This is a genomic window from Pseudomyxococcus flavus, assembly GCF_050038885.1.
Lineage (GTDB): Bacteria > Myxococcota > Myxococcia > Myxococcales > Myxococcaceae > Myxococcus > Myxococcus flavus.
The window spans coordinates 814,458-833,116 of sequence record NZ_CP143624.1 but is presented as its reverse complement, the minus strand read 5'-3'; the positions used below and the strand labels follow the sequence as shown (position 1 = coordinate 833,116).

General features: G+C 69.6%; 14 protein-coding genes. 10 read left to right on the top strand and 4 right to left on the bottom strand.

Annotation, left to right across the window (positions count from 1 at the left end; all coding sequences use genetic code 11):
• Position 1 precedes the first annotated feature (1 nt).
• On the top strand, positions 2-706 hold the full coding sequence (locus VZL07_RS03350) for a hypothetical protein (protein ID WP_426753876.1): 705 nt from the start codon (positions 2-4) through the stop codon (positions 704-706).
• An 11-nt stretch (positions 707-717) separates the two neighbouring features.
• Here VZL07_RS03350 and VZL07_RS03345 read toward each other — a convergent pair whose 3' ends face one another.
• Complete coding sequence (locus VZL07_RS03345; RefSeq protein ID WP_426753875.1) at positions 718-1,548, bottom strand: alpha/beta fold hydrolase; 831 nt, start codon at positions 1,546-1,548, stop codon at positions 718-720.
• A gap of 188 nt (positions 1,549-1,736) precedes the next feature.
• Here VZL07_RS03345 and VZL07_RS03340 point away from each other — a divergent pair, with 188 nt between their 5' ends.
• Positions 1,737-2,081, top strand: a complete 345-nt coding sequence (locus tag VZL07_RS03340) for a hypothetical protein (protein ID WP_426753874.1) — start codon at positions 1,737-1,739, stop codon at positions 2,079-2,081.
• An 81-nt stretch (positions 2,082-2,162) separates the two neighbouring features.
• On the opposite strand, the gene VZL07_RS03335 is transcribed toward VZL07_RS03340, so the two are convergent.
• Positions 2,163-2,717, bottom strand: a complete 555-nt coding sequence (locus VZL07_RS03335; protein ID WP_426753873.1) for an adenine phosphoribosyltransferase — start codon at positions 2,715-2,717, stop codon at positions 2,163-2,165.
• A 422-nt stretch (positions 2,718-3,139) separates the two neighbouring features.
• Between VZL07_RS03335 and VZL07_RS03330 the strand changes: the two genes are divergently transcribed.
• The 4 genes from VZL07_RS03330 (at position 3,140) to VZL07_RS03315 (ending at position 10,273) form a co-directional block, all read left to right on the top strand.
• Positions 3,140-6,397 carry an SNF2-related protein gene (locus tag VZL07_RS03330; RefSeq protein ID WP_426753872.1) on the top strand — a complete coding sequence of 1,086 codons (3,258 nt, stop codon included), beginning with the start codon at positions 3,140-3,142 and terminating at the stop codon, positions 6,395-6,397.
• A gap of 144 nt (positions 6,398-6,541) precedes the next feature.
• Entirely contained in the window at positions 6,542-8,278 is a 1,737-nt protein-coding gene (gene recN, locus VZL07_RS03325) for a DNA repair protein RecN (RefSeq protein WP_426753871.1), read from the top strand.
• 60 nt (positions 8,279-8,338) lie between these two features.
• Positions 8,339-9,136 (top strand): Stp1/IreP family PP2C-type Ser/Thr phosphatase, encoded by a 798-nt coding sequence (locus tag VZL07_RS03320; protein WP_426753870.1) that lies wholly within the window; start codon positions 8,339-8,341, stop codon positions 9,134-9,136.
• Positions 9,137-9,355: 219 nt separating this feature from the next.
• A complete protein-coding gene (locus VZL07_RS03315) occupies positions 9,356-10,273 on the top strand; it encodes a peptidoglycan DD-metalloendopeptidase family protein (protein ID WP_426753869.1) in 918 nt (305 codons plus the stop codon).
• 298 nt (positions 10,274-10,571) lie between these two features.
• On the opposite strand, the gene VZL07_RS03310 is transcribed toward VZL07_RS03315, so the two are convergent.
• Positions 10,572-11,276 carry a diguanylate cyclase domain-containing protein gene (locus VZL07_RS03310; RefSeq protein ID WP_426753868.1) on the bottom strand — a complete coding sequence of 235 codons (705 nt, stop codon included), beginning with the start codon at positions 11,274-11,276 and terminating at the stop codon, positions 10,572-10,574.
• Between the two features lie 42 nt (positions 11,277-11,318).
• Entirely contained in the window at positions 11,319-12,326 is a 1,008-nt protein-coding gene (gene rlmM, locus VZL07_RS03305; RefSeq protein WP_426757226.1) for a 23S rRNA (cytidine(2498)-2'-O)-methyltransferase RlmM, read from the bottom strand.
• 365 nt (positions 12,327-12,691) lie between these two features.
• Between rlmM and secA the strand changes: the two genes are divergently transcribed.
• The 4 genes from secA (at position 12,692) to pyrH (ending at position 18,643) form a co-directional block, all read left to right on the top strand.
• The gene (gene secA / locus VZL07_RS03300; RefSeq protein WP_426753867.1) at positions 12,692-15,514 is read left to right on the top strand and encodes a preprotein translocase subunit SecA; all 2,823 of its coding nucleotides are present in this window, start codon (positions 12,692-12,694) and stop codon (positions 15,512-15,514) included.
• A gap of 375 nt (positions 15,515-15,889) precedes the next feature.
• Positions 15,890-16,861 carry a 30S ribosomal protein S2 gene (rpsB, locus tag VZL07_RS03295; RefSeq protein WP_426753866.1) on the top strand — a complete coding sequence of 324 codons (972 nt, stop codon included), beginning with the start codon at positions 15,890-15,892 and terminating at the stop codon, positions 16,859-16,861.
• Between the two features lie 161 nt (positions 16,862-17,022).
• A complete protein-coding gene (gene tsf / locus VZL07_RS03290; RefSeq protein ID WP_426753865.1) occupies positions 17,023-17,676 on the top strand; it encodes a translation elongation factor Ts in 654 nt (217 codons plus the stop codon).
• Positions 17,677-17,890: 214 nt separating this feature from the next.
• Positions 17,891-18,643, top strand: a complete 753-nt coding sequence (pyrH, locus tag VZL07_RS03285; RefSeq protein WP_426753864.1) for a UMP kinase — start codon at positions 17,891-17,893, stop codon at positions 18,641-18,643.
• The last annotated feature ends 16 nt before the right edge of the window (positions 18,644-18,659 follow it).

Below are 18,659 nucleotides of genomic sequence, written 5' to 3'. Positions count from 1 at the left end.
CATGAAGCTGGTTCGTTTCGCGGCGCTGGGGCTCGTTGTCGCCCTGGCGTTCGCCGCAGGCGTCTGGTTCAGCGGGGGGCAGGGCGCTGCGCAGGTTCCTCCCGAAGCCGTTCCAGCCCAGGCGTCCGCCACGGCGACGGGCACACCCGCGCCGCCTGTGTCACCTGTGGCTCGTACGGCACCGTCCAAGGCGGAGGTGCCGAAGCAGGCCGCCGCCATCCCCGAGGCCGCGGCACCTCGTGAGGCCACCGTGCTCCGGCGGCTTCCGGACCCGGCCCTGGACGCGGAAGCGCCCGCGGATGAAGCGGCTGCTGCGCCGGAGGATGTGCCCCTGGCATTTCCTTCCGAGCTGCCCGAGGCCTTCACGCCCAAGGGCTTCGAGGAGGTTGCCTTCCGGGCCGCCAGTGAGTGTGGCATGGGGCTCGACGTGGTGGCGCTGGACTGCTCCGAGTTCCCCTGCATCGCGTGGACGCAGGCGAAGGATGACTCCGTCACCAGGTTCTCCATGACGGACTGCGGCCCCTGGGAGGCGGCCTTCCAGAACCGGACGATGGTTGTCGCCAGCAGCCAGTCCGGGGAAGGGCCTTCCAGGGTCCGATACCTGGCCTGGATGCCCATTCCCCAGGACCCGGGGCTCCAGCGCATCGCCATGCAGCGCGCGCGGGAGCGCACCGATGGAATGAAGGAAGCGCTCGGACTCCGCTAGGCCGCGCCGCCTCAGGCCGGCACTGCGCCCGCGTGGATGGGAACCTCCCGCGCGGAGACGAGCGCTTCGATGCCCGCCGCCACCATGTCCGGCACCTCCAGGGCCGGGGCGTGGCTGGTCGCGGGCAGCTTGAGCACGTGGAAGCCCGGGTGCTCCACGCCGAAGTTCACCTGCGCCGCGAGGTAGTCGTGGGACTCCGGCTGCGCGTAAAGGTGCATCGTCAGGGGCATGGGCTCGAGCGCCGCGATCGCACGCAGCGGCGAGCCCTCGCGCGCATACGCGGCTTCAATCTCCCTGCCGGCGCGAGCCCACATGGCCTCACCGAACGCGCCCATGTCGTCGCGGACGAAGCGCTCGATGGCCGCATCGTCCAGGCCTTTCAACCAGCCCTGGAGCAGCCGGTCGCGCACCTCGCTCCAGCGCTCGGTCTGGAGGCCGCGAAGGGCGTGGAGGAAGGCTGGGGGCGGCTCGGTGGCAATCCAGTCCAGCAGCACCATGCGCTGCACGCGTGAAGGCCCCAGCGCGCGCCGCAAGTCGAGCGCCCACCAGCCCGCATGGGACATGGCCACGGGCACGATTTGCCGCGCGCCACTGGCCGCCACCACCGCGAGCAGGTCCTCCACCACCGTCGCGCTGTCGAAGTCGGTGTCGCCGCCCTCCGATTCACCGTGTCCCCGCACGTCCACCGACAGGATGCGGCGGAATGCGGAGCAGCGGGGCAGCAGCTTCTGGAAGCTCGCCCGGGTGGTGCACCATCCCGGGATGAAGAGGAGCGCGGGCTCGCCACGCCCCACGTCGTCATAGCGAATGCGGGCGCCGCCGCGGGTGCGTACCTCGGGCATGTCGTCCCCTCCGTGGAAGCGTTGGGTGGTTCTCGTCAGAGGGTGCGCAGGGCTGGCCTGCATGTCAGCAGGCGGCACGGACGGGGCCGTCCTGCCCGGCTGCATGGCGCGCCTGTATCAAATAATTCTTTGATTGCATGCTATCCTGCTTGCAGCGCCGGGCTGTCCCTGGCCATGGAGGAGTCCACATGCAAGTGAAGTCGCTCATCGGAAGCTGCGTCCTCGCGGTCGCCGTCCTGTTGGCGGGCTGTGGAGGCACGGAGCTGGAGACGGCCGCTCCGGAAGAGCTGGGCGTCCAGGAGGACGCTGTCTCGCAGTGCCTGCCTGGGGCGCCCGCGGGGTCGCTGTGTGGCGGCGGTGGCACGTGCGTTTACGACTACCCGACCCAGACTGCGCCGACGTGCCGGCCGAAGTGTGGCGCCGGGACGCTGGGCTGTCACAGCTCGCAGGTGTGCTGCCCGGGCCCGAGCCGCTCGTACTGCATGCCCGCTCACATGGGCTGCGAGCCGCTCATTCCCGTCGGCATTCCGTAGCACCGGAGCCGGGGCGCTCATGCAGCGCCTCGGGCGCCCGCGGGCGGCGCGTCTCATTCGCGCCGCTTGCGCGCGGGCCGCTCAGAAGCTGAGCAACGTCGTCACGCGCTCGCGGCCCAGCCGGTTGGGGCCTTCGAGGAAGTCGAGGGTGAGGAGGAAGCTGAAGCCCACCAGCTCGCCGCCGAGCCGCGACACGAGCCTCGCCGTGGCCTCCGCCGTGCCTCCCGTGGCCAGCACGTCGTCGACGACGAGGACGCGCTCTCCCTGGAGGATGGCGTCCTCGTGCATCTCCACGCCGTCGGCGCCGTACTCCAGCGAGTAGCGCTCCACCACCGAGCGGTGCGGCAGCTTTCCCGGCTTGCGCGCGGGCACGAAGCCCGCGTTGAGCGCCAGGGCGATGGGCGCCCCCAGGATGAAGCCTCGGGCCTCCACGCCCACCACCTTCGTGACGTGCTGCCCGCGGAAGGGCGCGGACATGGCGTTGATGACGCGGCCGAAGAGGCGCGGGTCCGCCAGCACGGGGGTGATGTCCTTGAAGACGATGCCTGGCTTGGGAAAGTCCGGTACGTCTCGAAGCCGGGCATTCAGGTCCGAGACGAGGGTGGTGTCGGTCAGGCTCGTGACGGGCGTGTTCATCCAAGAGACTCCGGCGTGAGGAGGGAGAAGGGCCCCGCTGGCCTCCAGGTGCCAGGGTGGGGCGGGCGCTGCAGGGCCGCCTGACGCCCGAGGGCACGGTTCGCGGCCTGCGCTGACAACGTGCCGACAGAGGGCGGGCTGCCAGGGGCCGCGCGGCGCCCCGCACACACCTTCCGAGCGAGGGCGACTGTTTCAGGCCGTGAAATGGAACGTCCGCTCGAAGGGCCGGACGGCCTGCCGGAGAGCGGGCGGGTTTCGGAGGCGCGAAAGCGGACGGTCCGGGCCATGACGGGGGTTGATGCTCTCACAGCTTGATGCCAGCGGCGGGTTCTGCTGGCGGACGCATTGATTTTTCCCGCGACCGGGAGCCTCGTTGCTGTGGTAGTTCAACGGGTTCCCCGGCGATTTGGAGCCTGGGGCCTGTGCCAGCCGTGCAATCCACCGCCGATATCCGAGAGATCCTCCCGCCTCAGGACACCCAGTGGCTCCGTGCCCTGAAGGCTGAAGTCCAACCCACGACCTTCAAGCAGGGGCGAGAGGTGGCCGAGTCGCGCCGCGTCTTCGGCCTCCACCGTGAAGGTGACCGCATCAGCGCCCAGGTCGCCAGCTCGTCCGGCGCGCGGTACCAGACAGCCATCCTGCTGGGGAACGGCCGAGCCACGTCCACGTGCACCTGCCCGTCGTGGAATGTCGGCGGTCCGCACTGCAAGCACGTCGTGGCCGCGGCGCTCATCTACGCCGCCCGCTTCCGCTCGCCCGGCCCGCCGCAGCCTCGCGCGGAGCCCGTCGCGGCGCCGCCCGAGCCCAAGCAGGAGGTCATCGACGACGAAGCGCCGGTGGAACCGGTGGCGTCGAGTGGCGAAGCGGTGAGCCTCCCGGCCCTGGCCAAGGTGGAGAGCTGGCTGGGCCTGTCCTCGCAGCCCGACTACGAGTTCTTCTACCGGCTGACGGCCGCCAGCACCGGCAACGGCAGCACGCGGCAGTGGATCATCGACGTGCGCCGCCAGGACGCGCAGACGAAGGGGCCCATCCACGTCAAGCGCCTGCTCCAGACGGGTGGCCGCCTCTCGCCCGCGGACGAGCGCGTCTTCATGGTGCTGTCGCGCCACGAGCACCGCTATGACTCGCGCATCGTCCTGTCCGACGAGGAGCTGAGCGAGGCGCTGGAGCTGCTCCGCTACCGCCGCGTCATCTACCGCGGGACCCAGCTCATCAACACGGAAGCGCCGGTGCGGCCCCAGATTCATCTGGAGTCCCGCGTGGACGGCGCCACCGCGCGCATCGAGCTGCTCTTTCCGGACAACGCGAGCCACTCGCTCAAGGACGTCATCCTCCTGGCGGGCCGCCGCACCTGGGTCATCCAGGGGCAGAACCTGCACCCGGTGGAGCCCGACTTCCCGCCGCGCCTGCTGCGCAAGTGGCTGCTCGAGCCGAGCATGTCCTTCCCCACGGGGCAGCTGGACCGCGTGCTGACCTTCTTCGCCGCGCACCTGCCGCGCTTCCGCATGGCGCTGAAGGCGGACGACATCGACGTGGACGAGGCGGTGGAGCCTCGCTTCATGCTCACGCTCGAGGGCAACCCCGAGCGCGTGAAGGTGCAGCTGGCCGCGAAGTACGGCCAGACGACGGTGCCGGTGTCTCCCACGGCCACGCACCTGGGCTACGCCAGCGGCGTGGGCGGGGACAGCCGCAAGCTGTACCGCCGTCGCGAGGACCTGGAGCGCGCCGCCGGCAAGCAGCTGCTGGACCTGGGCCTGCGCTATGACACGCAGGCGCACGCCTTCGACGCCGCTGGCGACACCGCGCTGGAGTTCTGGGCGCGGGGCCTGGCGTCGCTCCCCGAGTCGTGGGAGCGCTATGGCGTGCAGGCCCCCAAGGTACGCCTGCGCCCCAAGCTCAAGCCGCGCATCCGCGTGGGCATGAGCGGCGTGCAGTGGTTCGACCTGGACGCCGAGTTCATCACCGACGACCAGGCCGTGGACCTGGGCGCGGTGCGCATGTGGCTGGACTCCGGCCGCCGCTTCGTGCCCCTGAAGGACGGCACCTTCGCGGAGGCGGACCCCGTCGAGCTCAAGCGTGTGGCGGACCTGCTCGAGGAGGCCGGCGCGTTGCCGGGCCGCTCGCGCACGCGGCTGCCGCTGCACCAGGCCGTCGCGTTGGACCTGCTGGCGGACCTGGGTGAGTTCACCGAGGTGGAGGCCAAGGCGCGCCAGGCGATGTTGGAGCTGCGCGAGACGGCGGGCGTGCCGAAGGTGGGCGTCCCCGAGGGGCTCCAGGCCACGCTGCGCCACTACCAGGAGGCGGGCCTGTCCTGGCTCTGGTTCCTGCGCCGCCACGGCCTGTCCGGCATCCTCGCGGACGACATGGGTCTGGGAAAGACCATCCAGTCGCTCAGCCTGATGCAGAAGGTGGCCAACGACGAGGGGCGCAAGCCGTCGCTCGTGGTGGCGCCCACCAGCGTGCTGGCCAACTGGGAGCGCGAGGCCGAGCGCTTCACGCCGGGCCTGAAGACGATGGTGTGGCACGGCCAGGACCGCAAGGAGCGGGCGGAGGACCTGAAGGACATGGACCTGGTCCTCACGTCCTATGCGCTGGTCCGCCGGGATTTGGACCAGCTGTCCCAGGTGGGGTTCCGCTACATCATCCTGGACGAGGCGCAGAACATCAAAAACGCCGGGAGTGCCACCGCGCAGGCGTGCAAGGCGCTGCCCAGCGAGACGCGCCTGGCGCTCACCGGTACGCCGCTGGAGAACCGCCTGTCCGAGCTCTGGAGCATCTTCGACTTCCTGATGCCGGGCTTCCTCGGCAGCGCGGACGGCTTCGGGGAGCGCTACGAGCAGCCCATCCAGGTGGCGAACGACGCGTCCGCGAAGGACCGCCTGCGCCGCCGCATCCAGCCCTTCATCCTGCGCCGCTTGAAGACGGAGGTGGCCAAGGACCTGCCGCCGAAGACGGAGAGCGTCGCGTGGTGCGAGATGGAGCCCGGCCAGGCCGCGCTCTACCGCGAGGTGCTGGAGGAGAGCCGCCGCAAGGTGCACGAGAGCATCGAGAAGGTGGGCTTCAAGCGCAGCCGCGTGTCGATTCTCGCCGCGCTGATGCGCCTGCGTCAGGTGTGCTGCGACCCGCGCCTGCTGAAGCTGCCGCCCGGCACGCTGATGCCGCCCAGCGCGAAGGTGGAGCGCTTCCTCCAGCTGGTGGAGGACCTGGTGGCGGAGGGCCACCGCGCGCTCGTCTTCAGCCAGTTCACCGAGATGCTGGAGCTGCTGAAGCAGGAGGCAGACAAGAAGGGCCTGCGCTACCTCTACCTGGACGGCCGCACCAAGGACCGCATGGGGAAGGTGGACGAGTACAACAGCCCGGACGGCCCGCCGCTCTTCTTCATCTCCCTCAAGGCGGGCGGCACCGGCCTCAACCTCACCGCGGCCGACTACGTCATCCACTTCGACCCATGGTGGAACCCCGCGGTGGAGGACCAGGCCACGGACCGTACGCACCGCATCGGTCAGACGCGCGCCGTCATCAGCTACAAGCTCATCACCCGCGGCACCGTGGAGGAGAAGATCCTCGCCCTCCAGCGCCGCAAGCGGGACCTGGCCGCCGGCGTGCTCGGCGGCGATGGCGACGAGCTGGGCCGGACGCTCACGGAAGAGGATATCCAGGAGCTCTTCACGGAAATCTGAGGACTTACGAGGTTGGGGCCCCAACGAGGCCCCTCTCCCTCCCGCCCGCCATCCGTGCGCTCAACCCGAACGCCTGTGCAGTGTCAGTGGGACCTGTTAGGGTGTTCAGTGCCAGGGCCGTCGTACGGACATTGGAGGGCGCGCGTGCTGCTGGGTCTGCGGATTTCGAACGTGGCGGTGATCGAGGAGGTGGAGGTGGCGTTCGGAGCCGGCCTCACCGTCCTCACGGGTGAGACAGGTGCGGGCAAGTCCATCCTCGTGGATGCACTGGGCCTTTTGCTCGGCGGGCGCGCCGACGCGGATGTCATCCGCGCCGGTTGCGAGGAGGCGTCCGTGGAGGGCGTCTTCGCGCGCACCCCGACGCTGGAGGCCCGGCTGGAGGAGCTGGGGCTGCCGGACCTCGGGGAAGAGGTGCTGGTGCGCCGGGTGCTCGGGCGCACGGGGCGGGGCAAGGCCTACGTCAACGGCTCGCTGGTGACGGTGGGCGTGCTGGGCAAGCTCACGCGCGGGGCGGTGGACATCGCCGGCCAGCACGAGCACGTCAGCCTCTTCGACTCGGGGCTGCACCGCGTGCTGCTGGACAGGTACGGCAACCTGGAGGAGGTGCTGGCGTCCTTCTTCCGGGAGTACACGGCGCTGCGCGAGGTGGACGCGCGCATGGAGGCGCTGGGCGGCGACGAGGCGAAGGTGCGCGAGCGCGCCGAGTTCCTGCGCTTCCAGCTCGACGAAATCACGCGCCTGGACCCGGAGGCCGGTGAGGACGCGCGCCTGGACGCGGAGCGCAAGCGGCTGGGCGGGGCGGAGAAGCTCAGGCGGCATGCCTCGGAGGCGGAGCTGCTGGTGGCCGGCGAGGAGCAGTCCGCCGTGGAGACGGTGGGCCGCGCCCTGGGGCTGGTGCACGAGGCGGTGAAGTGTGACGCGTCGTTGGAGCCGGTGTCCCAGGCGCTGAGCACGGCGCTGTCGGAGCTGGAGGAGGCGCAGCGCCGGCTCAACCGGTACGTGGAGGGGCTGGAGTCGGACCCCTCGCGGCTGGCGGACGTGGAGGAGCGGCTGGACGCGCTCAAGCGCCTGTGCCGCAAGCACGGCACGCACCTGGACGGCCTGCTGAAGAAGCGGGGCGAAATCGAGATCGAGCTGGGCACGCTGGAGAACCGGAAGGAAATCCTGGAGGAGCTGGCCGCGGAGCGGCGCAAGGTGGAGGAGCGGGCCCGCAAGGCGGCCGCGGCGCTGACGCGCGCGCGCACGGCCAGCGCGGTGGCCTTCTCCGCGCAGGTGCGCGAGGGCCTGGGACAGCTCGCCATGGGCAAGGCGGCCTTCGAGGTGCGGGTGACGCCGGGGGAATCCCTCCGGCCGGACGGCGCGGACGACGTGGAGTTCTTCTTCAGCGCCAACCCCGGCGAGCCGCCGCGCGCGCTGTCCAAGGTGGCCTCGGGTGGTGAGGCGAGCCGGCTGCTGCTGGCGCTCAAGAAGGCCCTGGCCGACAGCGACGGGGGCGGGTGCTACATCCTGGACGAAGCGGACGCGGGCGTCAGCGGCGCCATCGCGGACGTGGTGGGGCGGATGATCAAGGACGTGAGCAGCCACCGGCAGGTGCTGTGCATCACCCACCTGCCGCAGGTGGCGGCCTACGCGGACGCACACCTGCTCATCCGCAAGGGGCTCAAGGGCGAGCGCACCGTCTCCGAGGTGGTGGTGCTGGAGGCGGGGGCGGAGCGGACCCGGGAGCTGGCGAGGATGATGTCGGGCGTGGAGGTGACGCGCGAGGCAATGGGCGCGGCCGAGGCCCTGGTGCGTTCCGCACACCGGGCGCTGGGGACGCGAGCCCGCAGGGAGTCCGGACCGGAGGGGAGCCCCCGGGGTCGGCTCCGACGCACCGCGTGAAGTACACGCGGTGCATCCGTGTCCTTGCCCCATCCTTGGGCCTCACATAGCATCCCGGGTGTGTCCAGCACCGCAGGGCAGACCGCGGCCTCCCGCTTGAAGATAATCTCCGCTGGCCTGACGGATGTCGGGCGCAAACGAAATCACAACGAGGACAGCTTCCTCATTGATGATGAGCTCCAGCTCTACGTCGTCGCCGACGGAATGGGCGGCCACGCAGGAGGTGGCACGGCGTCTCGAATCGCCGTGGAGACCATCGACAAGGAGATGCGTCGGGCGCGGGAAGGCAAGGACAACCCCTTCGTCTCCGTGCCCAACCTCCAGGATTCTCCCATCCCGGAGGCGCTGCGCACCGCCGTGGAGCGGGCCTGTCTGGCCATCTTCACGGCCGCGCAGGAGGATGCGCGGCTGTCCGGCATGGGCACCACCGTCATCTCCCTGGTGGTGCGTGACGAGCACGCCTTCTTCGCCCACGTGGGTGACAGCCGCGCGTACCTCATCCGGGGCGACCTCATCCAGCAGATCTCCGAGGACCACTCCCTGGTCAACGAGCAGATCAAGGCCGGGATGATTACGCCGGAAGAGGCGAAGCACTCCCGGTACAAGAACATCATCACCCGCTCCGTCGGCTTCGAGGAGGAGGTGCAGGTGGACGTCATGGGGCTGGTGTCAGAGCCCGGCGACGTCTTCCTCCTCTGTTCGGACGGGCTGGCGAACATGATCGAGGACCGCGAAATCCACGAGACGGTGGTGAAGGCGCGGACCTTCGACGAGGTCCCCAAGCGTCTCATCGACTTCGCCAATGAGCGCGGCGGCGACGACAACATCACGGTCATCGTGGTGCGAGTGGAAGCCTGACACACCGGGAGTCTGGACGTGGCAGGCAGACCTCCCTGCGGGTCTGTTGACCTTGACACTCTTGGAATCTGAGTGGTAGCTGCCCCAACGTTTCCAGCCGAGGCGAAATGCCGGTGGGTGACGAAGCGGGAGGGGTAGGCGGCGGGGGGAGGTGTTGCGCGCGAGCAGGCGACTTAGCTTGCTGCGCCAGAAGTCCCACGCAAGCAGGGGAGCTGTCCCGTGGCGAAAAAGTCCTTCACACTGATGGTGATTCCGGACCATGACGCTCCGGTCAAGCGGTACACCATCCAGCGGTCCTTCCTCACCCAGGTGGGGATGGGGCTGATGCTCGTGGTGGGACTGGGTGTGGGTGCGAGCATCCACTACTTCCAGGTGGCGGCGGACGCCTCCGAGAACCGCATCCTCCGCGAGGAGAACCTGACGCTCCGCTCGCAGCTGAAGTCCGTGCGCGAGCGCATCGAGCACATCGGCTCCACGTTGGACCGGGTGGAGCGCTTCGACCAGAAGCTGCGCGCGGTGACGCTGCTGTCGGATCCGCAGCGCAACCTGGCCATGGGCCCGACGGAGCCGGAGGCCGGGACGACGGCGCCGGCGACGGACACGCAGTTCACCCAGCTGACCTCCACGGAGACGCCCAAGGCGCTGATGAGCCGGCTTGACCGCCTGAGCGCGGAGGCCACGCGTCAGGAGCAGAGCCTCCAGGAGCTGCAGGCCTACTTCCAGGATCAGAAGTCGTTGCTGGCCTCCACGCCGTCCATCTGGCCCGCTCGCGGCTGGGTGACGAGCGACTTCGGCTCGCGCCTGGACCCGTACACCGCTGATCGCGTCATGCACAGCGGCATGGACATCGCGGCGCCGCACGGCAAGGAAGTCTACGCGCCGTCGGACGGCACGGTGGTGTTCGCGGGCCTTGAGGGCGGCTATGGCAACGTGCTCGTCATCGACCACGGCTACGGCATCAAGACGCGCTACGGCCACCTGTCGAAGATGCTGGTGAAGGCCGGCGACAAGGTGAAGCGCGGCATGCACATCGCCGCCGTCGGCAACACCGGCCGCTCCACCGGCCCGCACCTCCACTACGAGGTCCGGGTCAACGGCATCGGGCAGAACCCCCGCAAGTTCATCCTGGAGGAGTAGCCGGAGCGGGCCCGAGTCACTCGGTGGCGGGTCCAGACGCTTCGCGCAGGTCCGGGCATCCCCCTGGAAGCCCTCGGGGCTTGGGGGGCGCCTGAAGTGGCCGCCCTTGCGGAGACGTCCAGGGCACGCCGTCCAGGCGACACCGCGTGCCGTCAGCGTGACGCGGCCTGGGGCTCCGTCCAGGTCGTGCCTCAAGCAAAGGGTGGCGCGGTCGGGGATGGCACGAAGCAGCTAGCGCCGTGCCCTGGACTGATGCGGCCGGGCGCCTCAAGTGGCCGTCCCGGCGGTGCCGCGTACCTCAAAGGGTCGCGCGGCCGGGGACGGCGCCATCCAACCGGATGCGTCGGCGCTGAAGCCCCTGCGCGCGTCCGGTGCGCTCCATGACGTGGGTGCGCTCCAGCTCCGCCCACAGCAGGGGCCCCAGCACCTGCCAGTGCGAAGGGGCATCCACCGTCAGCTCCAGCAGGCTCACCGTCCACGTGGGCACGTCCGTGTCAGGCGTGGATTCGGGCAGCACGCGCCGCACGTCCTGAGCGAGCCGCTCGCGCGTGGGCGCCGCGAGGTTTTCAGTCACGGTGAGCTGGGATGTGGGCACCAGGAGCGCGGCGAAGGCATCCGCGTGGATGCGTACCACCTTGGCGCCCGGATACTGCGCGGACAGGGACTCCACCGTGGCGCGCAGCACCGCGTCCCCGGTGGGGAAGCCGAAGCGCGCGTTGACGTTGATCATCCCCTGCACGTCGGCGATGACGGCGCCCACGCGCCACCCGTCATGGTGGGCGTGCGTGGACAGGTCATACTCCTCCTTGAGGAGGCTGCCCTGGGTGAGGGCGGGGACTTGAAGGGCCCCTGTCTTCGCGTCCGGCTGGCCGCGGCGGGCCTGCTCCGCCTGGACGAGCACCTCCACGGCGGCCTGCACCGGTGCCTGGGGGCTGCGGGTCAGCACCCATGGGTGGAGGGCAACGAGGGCGGTGGCGGTGGCGTCATCGAGCGAGTAGGGCATGGCGCCCCTTGTGTAGCGCGTCCTCCGCCGCCGCGCAGGGCCTCACTTCAGCTTGTGGGCGGTGACGGTGACCTCGTCCCGGTCATGGTAGAGCTGGCGGACGGTGAGGCCCTCCCAGCCGCCCTCCTGGGCGAGCGTGTGGCGCACGCGCAGCAGGATGGGGTTCTTGTCCTTCATCGGCAGCTTGATGTTGGCCACCAGGTGGCGCGCCCAGCCGCGGCGCCCCCACTTGGCCAGGAGCTGCGCCACCTCCAGCGGCCGCCACGCCATGTCGCAGAAGAGCCAGTCCACCGGCTCGTCGGGTGCGTAGGCGAAGGCGCTCTCCTGGACGTGCTTCACCCGTGCGTGGCCCGTGAGCTCCGGCATCAGCCGGGCCGGGTCCACGGCCACCACCCTGGCGCCGCGACTCACCAGCCGCTGCGTCCACCCACCCGGGGCCGCGCCCAGGTCCACGCAGACGTCGCCGCGCCCCGGCTCGAAGGCCAGCCCATCCAGGGCCTCTTCCAGCTTCATGGCCGCTCGCGACGGGGCGTCGCCGGCCCGGCGCATGCGCCTGCGGCCACCCGGTGCCAGGGACAGGGCCTCGCGCGCGGGCACCGCGCCCACCACCGTGACGTCATCCGGCGCCACGCACAGCGAGATGAGCAGCGCCCCCGCCTCGCGTGCCCGCTGGGCGTCCTCGACCCGCCGCGCGGGTGGCAGCCGGGCGCCCACGGCGGACTCCAGCGCCTCCGCCACCGGGGCCAGGGCATTGCCCCGAGGCGTATCCGGGGTGAAGGCCTGTAGCACCCAGGGCGCGTGGCCCGGAAGCGCGAGGACGGCCTGCGCCGCGCCCTCGGTGGTGGCCTCGGGCGTGGTGGCCGCCAGCGAGGCGACGACCTGGTAGCCGGCGCGGGCAAAGGCCGGGGGCGGTCCGGAGACGGCGTCGCTCTCCACCAGGGCCTCTCCCAGCAGGCGCGGCTGGGCCCCGGCCCAGGCCAGCTCCTCGAAGAGGTGCGACTCGAAGCCGGCGCGGCACGTCCATAACCAGCGCCCGGGCCGGGCGGCCAGCGTCCGGGCGGGCGGAGCGGGGGCCTTGGCTCGGGGAGGGGCGCTGGGAGCGGGCGGCGCGGTGTGTGCAGGCGCCTTGCCCCGGGGGGCAGCACCCTGGCGCTTCGCCGGGGCACCAGGGCGTCCGGAGTGCCGGGAGGGAGGGCGTCGAGAAGGCCGGGCCGGGCCGCGGCGTTGATTTCGTGTGGAGGACATTGCGTGCGCGAGGTTCCGCTTTACTCTGAACCGCTGCGTGGTGGGCGGCCGGCCGGGTGGAAGTTTCGGCGGACGCACGTGGTTTCCATACGTTTCTCCCTTACACCTCCAGGGATTTCCCTTCACTCGCCGCCGTCCTTCGAGGATTCTCCGGCGAGAGAGCCGACCGAATGATCGAATGGACGCTAAAGAAACTGATTGGGACCAAGAACGAGCGTGAGCTGAAGAAGGCCCACGCGAAGGTCGCCCGAATCAACGAGCTGGAAACCCGCATGCGGGCCCTCAAGGACGAGGACTTCGTCTCCGAGACGAACCGCATGCGGCAGGAAATCCAGAATGGCCGCTCCCTGGACGACCTGCTCTTCGAGGCCTTTGCCCTCACCCGCGAGGCGGCGCGCCGTGTCATCGGCCAGCGTCACTACGACGTGCAGCTCATCGGCGGCATGTTCCTCCACGAGGGCTGCATCGCGGAGATGCGCACCGGTGAAGGCAAGACGCTGACCGCGACGCTGCCCACCTACCTCAACGCCCTGTCCGGCCGCGGCGTACACGTGGTGACGGTGAACGACTACCTCGCCCGCCGCGACGCGGAGTGGATGGGGCGCGTCTACCGCTTCCTGGGCATGACGACCGGCTGCGTGCTGCACGAGCTGAACGACAAGCAGCGGCAGGAGGCGTACCGCGCGGACATCACCTACGGCCAGAACAACGAGTTCGGCTTCGACTACCTGCGCGACAACATGAAGTTCCGCCTGCAGGACTACGTCCAGCGCGAGCTGAACTTCGCCATCGTCGACGAGGTGGACTCCATCCTCATCGACGAGGCCCGCACCCCGCTCATCATCTCCGGTCCCACCGAGGACAGCACGGACAAGTACTACCGGGTGGACCAGGTCATCCCCGGGCTGGTGCCGGACCAGGACTATACCCTGGACGAGAAGCACCGCTCCGTGTCCCTCACCGACGAGGGCATCGAGAAGCTCCAGAAGCGGCTGGGCGTGGCCAACCTGTACGACCCGGGCGAGATTGAAACGCTCCACCACGTGGACCAGGCCCTGCGCGCGCACACGCTGTACAAGCGCGACAAGGACTACGTGGTGAAGGACGGCGAGGTCGTCATCGTCGACGAGTTCACCGGCCGCCAGATGCCGGGCCGCCGCTGGTCGGACGGCCTGCACCAGGCCATCGAGGCCAAGGAGGGCGTGAAGATCGAGAACGAGAACCAGACGCTCGCGACGGTCTCGTTCCAGAACTACTTCCGCATGTACTCCAAGCTGGCTGGCATGACGGGCACGGCGGACACGGAGGCGGAGGAGTTCGCGAAGATCTACAACCTCGACGTCCGCGTCATCCCGACCAACCGTCCGCCCATCCGCAAGGACCTGCAGGACGTGGTCTACAAGACGGAGCGCGAGAAGTTCGAGGCGGTGGCCGCGGAGATTGAGCAGCTCCACAAGAACGGGCAGCCGGTGCTGGTGGGCACGGTGTCCATCGCCAAGAGCGAGGTGGTGTCCAGCTTCCTCAAGAAGCGCGGCATCCCCCACAACGTCCTCAACGCCAAGCAGCACCAGCGTGAGGCGGACATCGTCGCGCAGGCGGGTCGCAAGGGCGCCGTCACCATCTCCACCAACATGGCCGGCCGTGGAACGGACATCCTCCTGGGCGGCAACGCGGAGGTCCTGGCCAAGGCGGCCATGGGCCCGCCGCCCGAGCCGCCCACCGCGTCGCCGGACGGACAGCCGCTGGACCTGACGGCCTACGAGCAGGCCCTGGCCGCCTGGGAGCAGAAGTTCGCGGAGACCAAGGCGAAGCTCGAGGAGCAGACGAAGAAGGAGCGCGAGGAGGTCCACAACGCCGGCGGCCTCTTCATCATCGGCACCGAGCGGCACGAGTCCCGCCGCGTGGACAACCAGCTGCGTGGCCGCGCCGGCCGCCAGGGTGACCCGGGTGGCAGCCGCTTCTTCCTGTCGCTCGAGGACGACCTGATGCGCATCTTCGGGTCCGAGCGCATCCAGGGCCTGATGGAGCGGCTGGGCATGGAGGAGGGCGAGGTCATCGAGCACGTGTGGCTGACGCGTGCCATCGAGGGCGCCCAGAAGCGGGTCGAAGGCCACAACTTCGACATCCGCAAGAACCTCCTCGAGTACGACGACGTGATGAACCAGCAGCGGCGCACCATCTACAAGCTGCGCCGCCAGGTGCTGGCCTCGGGCGCCGGCATCCCGCTGGTGGAGTACGAGGAGGATCCGAAGACGCGCGTGAAGACGCGCACCGAGCGCACCCTCAGCTGGGCGGACTTCCGGGAGATGGTGCTGGACGCGATGGAGGACGTCATCGTGTCCCTCACCGACACCTACGCGCCCACTCGCGGCGTGGAGGGCTGGGACATCGCCGCGCTCCAGCAGTCCGTGAAGGAGACCTTCAACCTCGAGATGAACTTCGAGGGCGTGGGCAACCGCGAGGAACTCCAGGAGCACATCTACAAGGCGGCGGAGAAGATCTTCCAGGCGCGTGAGGAGGAGTTCGGTGAGAACTTCATGCGCTTCCTCCAGTACAACTACCTGGCGACCATCGACCGGCTCTGGAAGGACCACCTGCTGGCCATGGACCACCTGCGCCAGGGCATCGGCCTGCGTGGCTACGGCCAGAAGGACCCGAAGCAGGAGTACAAGAAGGAGGGCTACCAGGGCTTCATCCAGATGCTCTCCGCCATCAAGGCGCAGTTCGTCACCCAGCTGATGCACGTGCAGCCCCGCTCCGCCACCAGCGCGGCGGAAGAGGCCGCCCGCATCCAGCGCCAGCTCGCGCAGCAGCAGAAGCGGGCGGTGGAGGGGCGCGCCACGGCGGAAGGCAAGCTGGACGAGGGCTCGGTGGCAGCGGCGGCCCGGCCGGCGGCGGCCAGCAAGCCCCCCGTGGGCCGCAACGACCCCTGCCCCTGCGGCAGCGGCCGGAAGTACAAGAAGTGCCACGGCGCCTCGGAGGCCAGCGTCTAGGACGCTGGCCCGCTGAAGACGCTTGGCGGGGTTCCGGCGCGACGGCTTCCTCCGGGAGGCTCCGCGCCGGTGCCGTTTTTCGGGGCGGAAGGGCCGCGCCGGGACGGCGGGAGGGTAGGGGAGCGGCCCGGGCCGTCCTCACCCGGACGGGCCGTGCGGCGAAGCTTGCGCGGCCCGGAGGGGTTCTGTTAAGGACCCCCGGCCCCGAGGTCTGGGGTCAGGGGCGAAGTCCACCCCTGGCAGGACCCACTACACACACGTCCGTGCCGGTCGCCGGTGCTTCCGTGGGTGAGGCCCTCCTCGAAGGAGGCCGCGCTCCCGGACGTTTCGGCCGGAAGGTTTGCCCGGACGTGGCGGAATAACCGGAGAGACAACATGGAAACGCAGGACACGCAGTCGCAGCAGCAGGCGATGGCCGCCGCCGGTGGCATCACGATGAGGCAGCTCCTGGAGGCCGGTGTTCACTTCGGCCACCAGACGAAGCGCTGGAACCCGAAGATGAAGCCGTACATCTTCGGCGCCCGCAACGGCATCTACATCATCGACCTGCAGAAGACGGTCACGATGGCCCGCTCGGCGTTCCGCTTCGTGGCGGACATCACCGCGCGCGGTGGCTCGGTGCTCTTCGTCGGCACCAAGAAGCAGGCGCAGGACGTCATCCGCGAGGAGGCCTCGCGCGCCGGTCAGTTCTTCGTCACCAGCCGGTGGCTGGGTGGCACGCTGACCAACTTCAAGACCATCAAGCAGGGCATCGACCGCCTGAAGTCGCTGGAGAAGATGGCCGAGGACGGCACCTTCGACCGCCTGCCCAAGAAGGAAGTCGCCCAGCTCGAGCGTGAGCGCGAGAAGCTGGAGAAGAACCTGGGCGGCGTGAAGGAGATGTCGAAGCTGCCCCGCTGCGTCTTCGTCATCGACCCGAAGAAGGAGCACATCGCCATCCACGAGGCCAGCCGCCTGGGCATCCCGGTCATCGGCCTGGTGGACACCAACTGCGATCCGGACGGCATCGACTTCGTCATCCCCGGCAACGACGACGCCATCCGCTCCATCAAGCTGTTCACCTCGAAGATTGCCGAGGCCTGCCTCGAGGGCGCCGCGCGTTACCGCGCCTCGGGCGCCGCCGAGCGCGACGAGCAGGAGGAGCGCGAGGGCCGTGAGGAGCGCGGCGACCGCCGTGACGACCGTCGTGGCCCGCGCCGTGGCGACCGCCGCGACGACCGTCGCGACCGGGGTGGTGACCGTGGCGGCGAGCGCCGTGGCCCCCTCGTCGAGATGAAGGGCGCGGCCCCGGTCGCGTCCGAGCCTGCCGCTGAGGCGGGCTCCGAGGGCGAGGCGGCGGCCGAGTAGGCCGTCCCTTCCCCACATCCGTGCTGAAGCGGCCGGGTGGCGCCAGTACGCGCCTGCTACCCGGCCGCCTTCCGTTTCCCTGGTACCGCAGTATCCCTTTGAACTTGCAATGCTCCGCCCGGCGCAGCGCGCCCTCGGTGAGGCGGAGGCAGGAGACGACAATGGCCGAAGTTAGCGCCCAGATGGTGAAGGAGCTCCGCGAGCGGACCAACGCGGGCATGATGGACTGCAAGAAGGCGCTCGCCGAGTCGGGCGGCGACTTCGCCAAGGCCGAGGAGTGGCTGCGCAAGAAGGGCATCGCCAAGGCCGCCGGCAAGGAAGGCCGCGTTGCCGCCGAGGGCGTCGTCGGGACCTACGTCCACGGTGGCCGCATCGGCGTCATCGTCGAGGTGAACTGCGAGACGGACTTCGTCGCTCGCAACCCTGACTTCCAGGAGCTGGTGAAGGACGTGGCCATGCAGATTGCCGCGGCCAACCCCAAGTTCGTCCGCCGTGAGGAGGTCCCCACGGAGAACCTGGACAAGGAGAAGGAGATCCAGCGGGAGATCCTCAAGCAGCAGGGCAAGCCCGAGGCGATGCTGGACAAGATCCTCGTCGGGAAGATGGAGAAGTACTACGAGGGCGTGTGCCTCGTGGACCAGCTCTGGGTCAAGGACGACAAGAAGAAGGTCGGCGAGATGATCTCCGAGCGCGCCGCCAAGATTGGCGAGAAGGTCTCCGTGCGCCGCTTCGTCCGTTACGAGGTGGGTGAGGGCATCGAGAAGAAGAAGGACGACCTCGCCGCCGAGGTCGCCAAGACGCTGGGCCAGGCGTAAGGCGCCCGCGGTCCCCCCGGGCCGCGCGTCTGAACGCAGGCAGGACCTGGGCCGCGCGCTCCGGAACCACCCCTCCAGGGGCGGCCGGGCGACGCGGCCCTTCCTTTTGGGTCAGGACGACCCCTCCCCAGGCGACCGCCAGCGGACGATGCGAGCGGCGCCAGCCGACTCCAGCGTTGATCCCTCGCGGGGCGGGGGATAGAAGCGGTGGCGCATGTCCTCCGACACGACGAAGCCGCTCCCGTATAAGCGCATCCTCCTCAAGCTCTCGGGCGAGGCCCTGATGGGGGAGGGGAAGTACGGCATCCATCCGCCCACGCTGATGGGCATCGCCGACGAAGTCATCGAGGTGGCGCAGGCCGGCGTGGAGGTCGCGCTGGTGATTGGCGGCGGCAACATCTTCCGCGGCGTCGCCGGCGCCACGGAGGGCATGGACCGCGCCAGCGCCGACTACATGGGGATGCTGGCCACGTGCATCAACTGCATGGCCATGCAGGACGCGCTGGAGAAGAAGGGCCTGCACACGCGCGTGCTGTCCGCCATCAAGATGGAGCAGATCGCCGAGCCCTACATCCGCCGGCGCGCCGTGCGCCACCTGGAGAAGGGCCGCGTGGTGATTTTCGCGGCGGGCACCGGCAACCCGTACTTCACCACCGACACCGCCGCCTCCCTGCGCGCCATGGAAATCAACGCGCAGGTCATCCTGAAGGCGACCAAGGTGGACGGGGTGTACAGCGCGGACCCGAAGAAGGATTCCTCCGCGCGGCGCTATCGGTCGCTGACGTACATGGACGTGTTGAAGCAGAATCTCAACGTCATGGACTCCACGGCCATCTCGCTGTGCATGGACAACAAGCTCCCCATCATCGTGTTCGACCTGACGCAGCGGGGGAACATCCGCCGCGCGGTGCTGGGTGACGGGGACATTGGTACGTTGGTGGGTGGGAGCGAGACCCTCTGGGCCTGAGTCCGGAGCCACCGGC

Bases quoted from the DNA above. Each gene is read 5' to 3' on its own strand.
- VZL07_RS03340 (WP_426753874.1), top strand. From the start codon at position 1,737: ATGCAAGTGAAGTCGCTCATCGGAAGCTGCGTCCTCGCGGTCGCCGTC.
- tsf (WP_426753865.1), top strand. From the start codon at position 17,023: ATGGCCGAAGTTAGCGCCCAGATGGTGAAGGAGCTCCGCGAGCGGACC.
- VZL07_RS03335 (WP_426753873.1), bottom strand. From the start codon at position 2,717: ATGAACACGCCCGTCACGAGCCTGACCGACACCACCCTCGTCTCGGAC.
- VZL07_RS03350 (WP_426753876.1), top strand. From the start codon at position 2: ATGAAGCTGGTTCGTTTCGCGGCGCTGGGGCTCGTTGTCGCCCTGGCG.
- VZL07_RS03345 (WP_426753875.1), bottom strand. From the start codon at position 1,548: ATGCCCGAGGTACGCACCCGCGGCGGCGCCCGCATTCGCTATGACGAC.
- VZL07_RS03310 (WP_426753868.1), bottom strand. From the start codon at position 11,276: ATGCCCTACTCGCTCGATGACGCCACCGCCACCGCCCTCGTTGCCCTC.
- pyrH (WP_426753864.1), top strand. From the start codon at position 17,891: ATGTCCTCCGACACGACGAAGCCGCTCCCGTATAAGCGCATCCTCCTC.
- rpsB (WP_426753866.1), top strand. From the start codon at position 15,890: ATGGAAACGCAGGACACGCAGTCGCAGCAGCAGGCGATGGCCGCCGCC.
- secA (WP_426753867.1), top strand. From the start codon at position 12,692: ATGATCGAATGGACGCTAAAGAAACTGATTGGGACCAAGAACGAGCGT.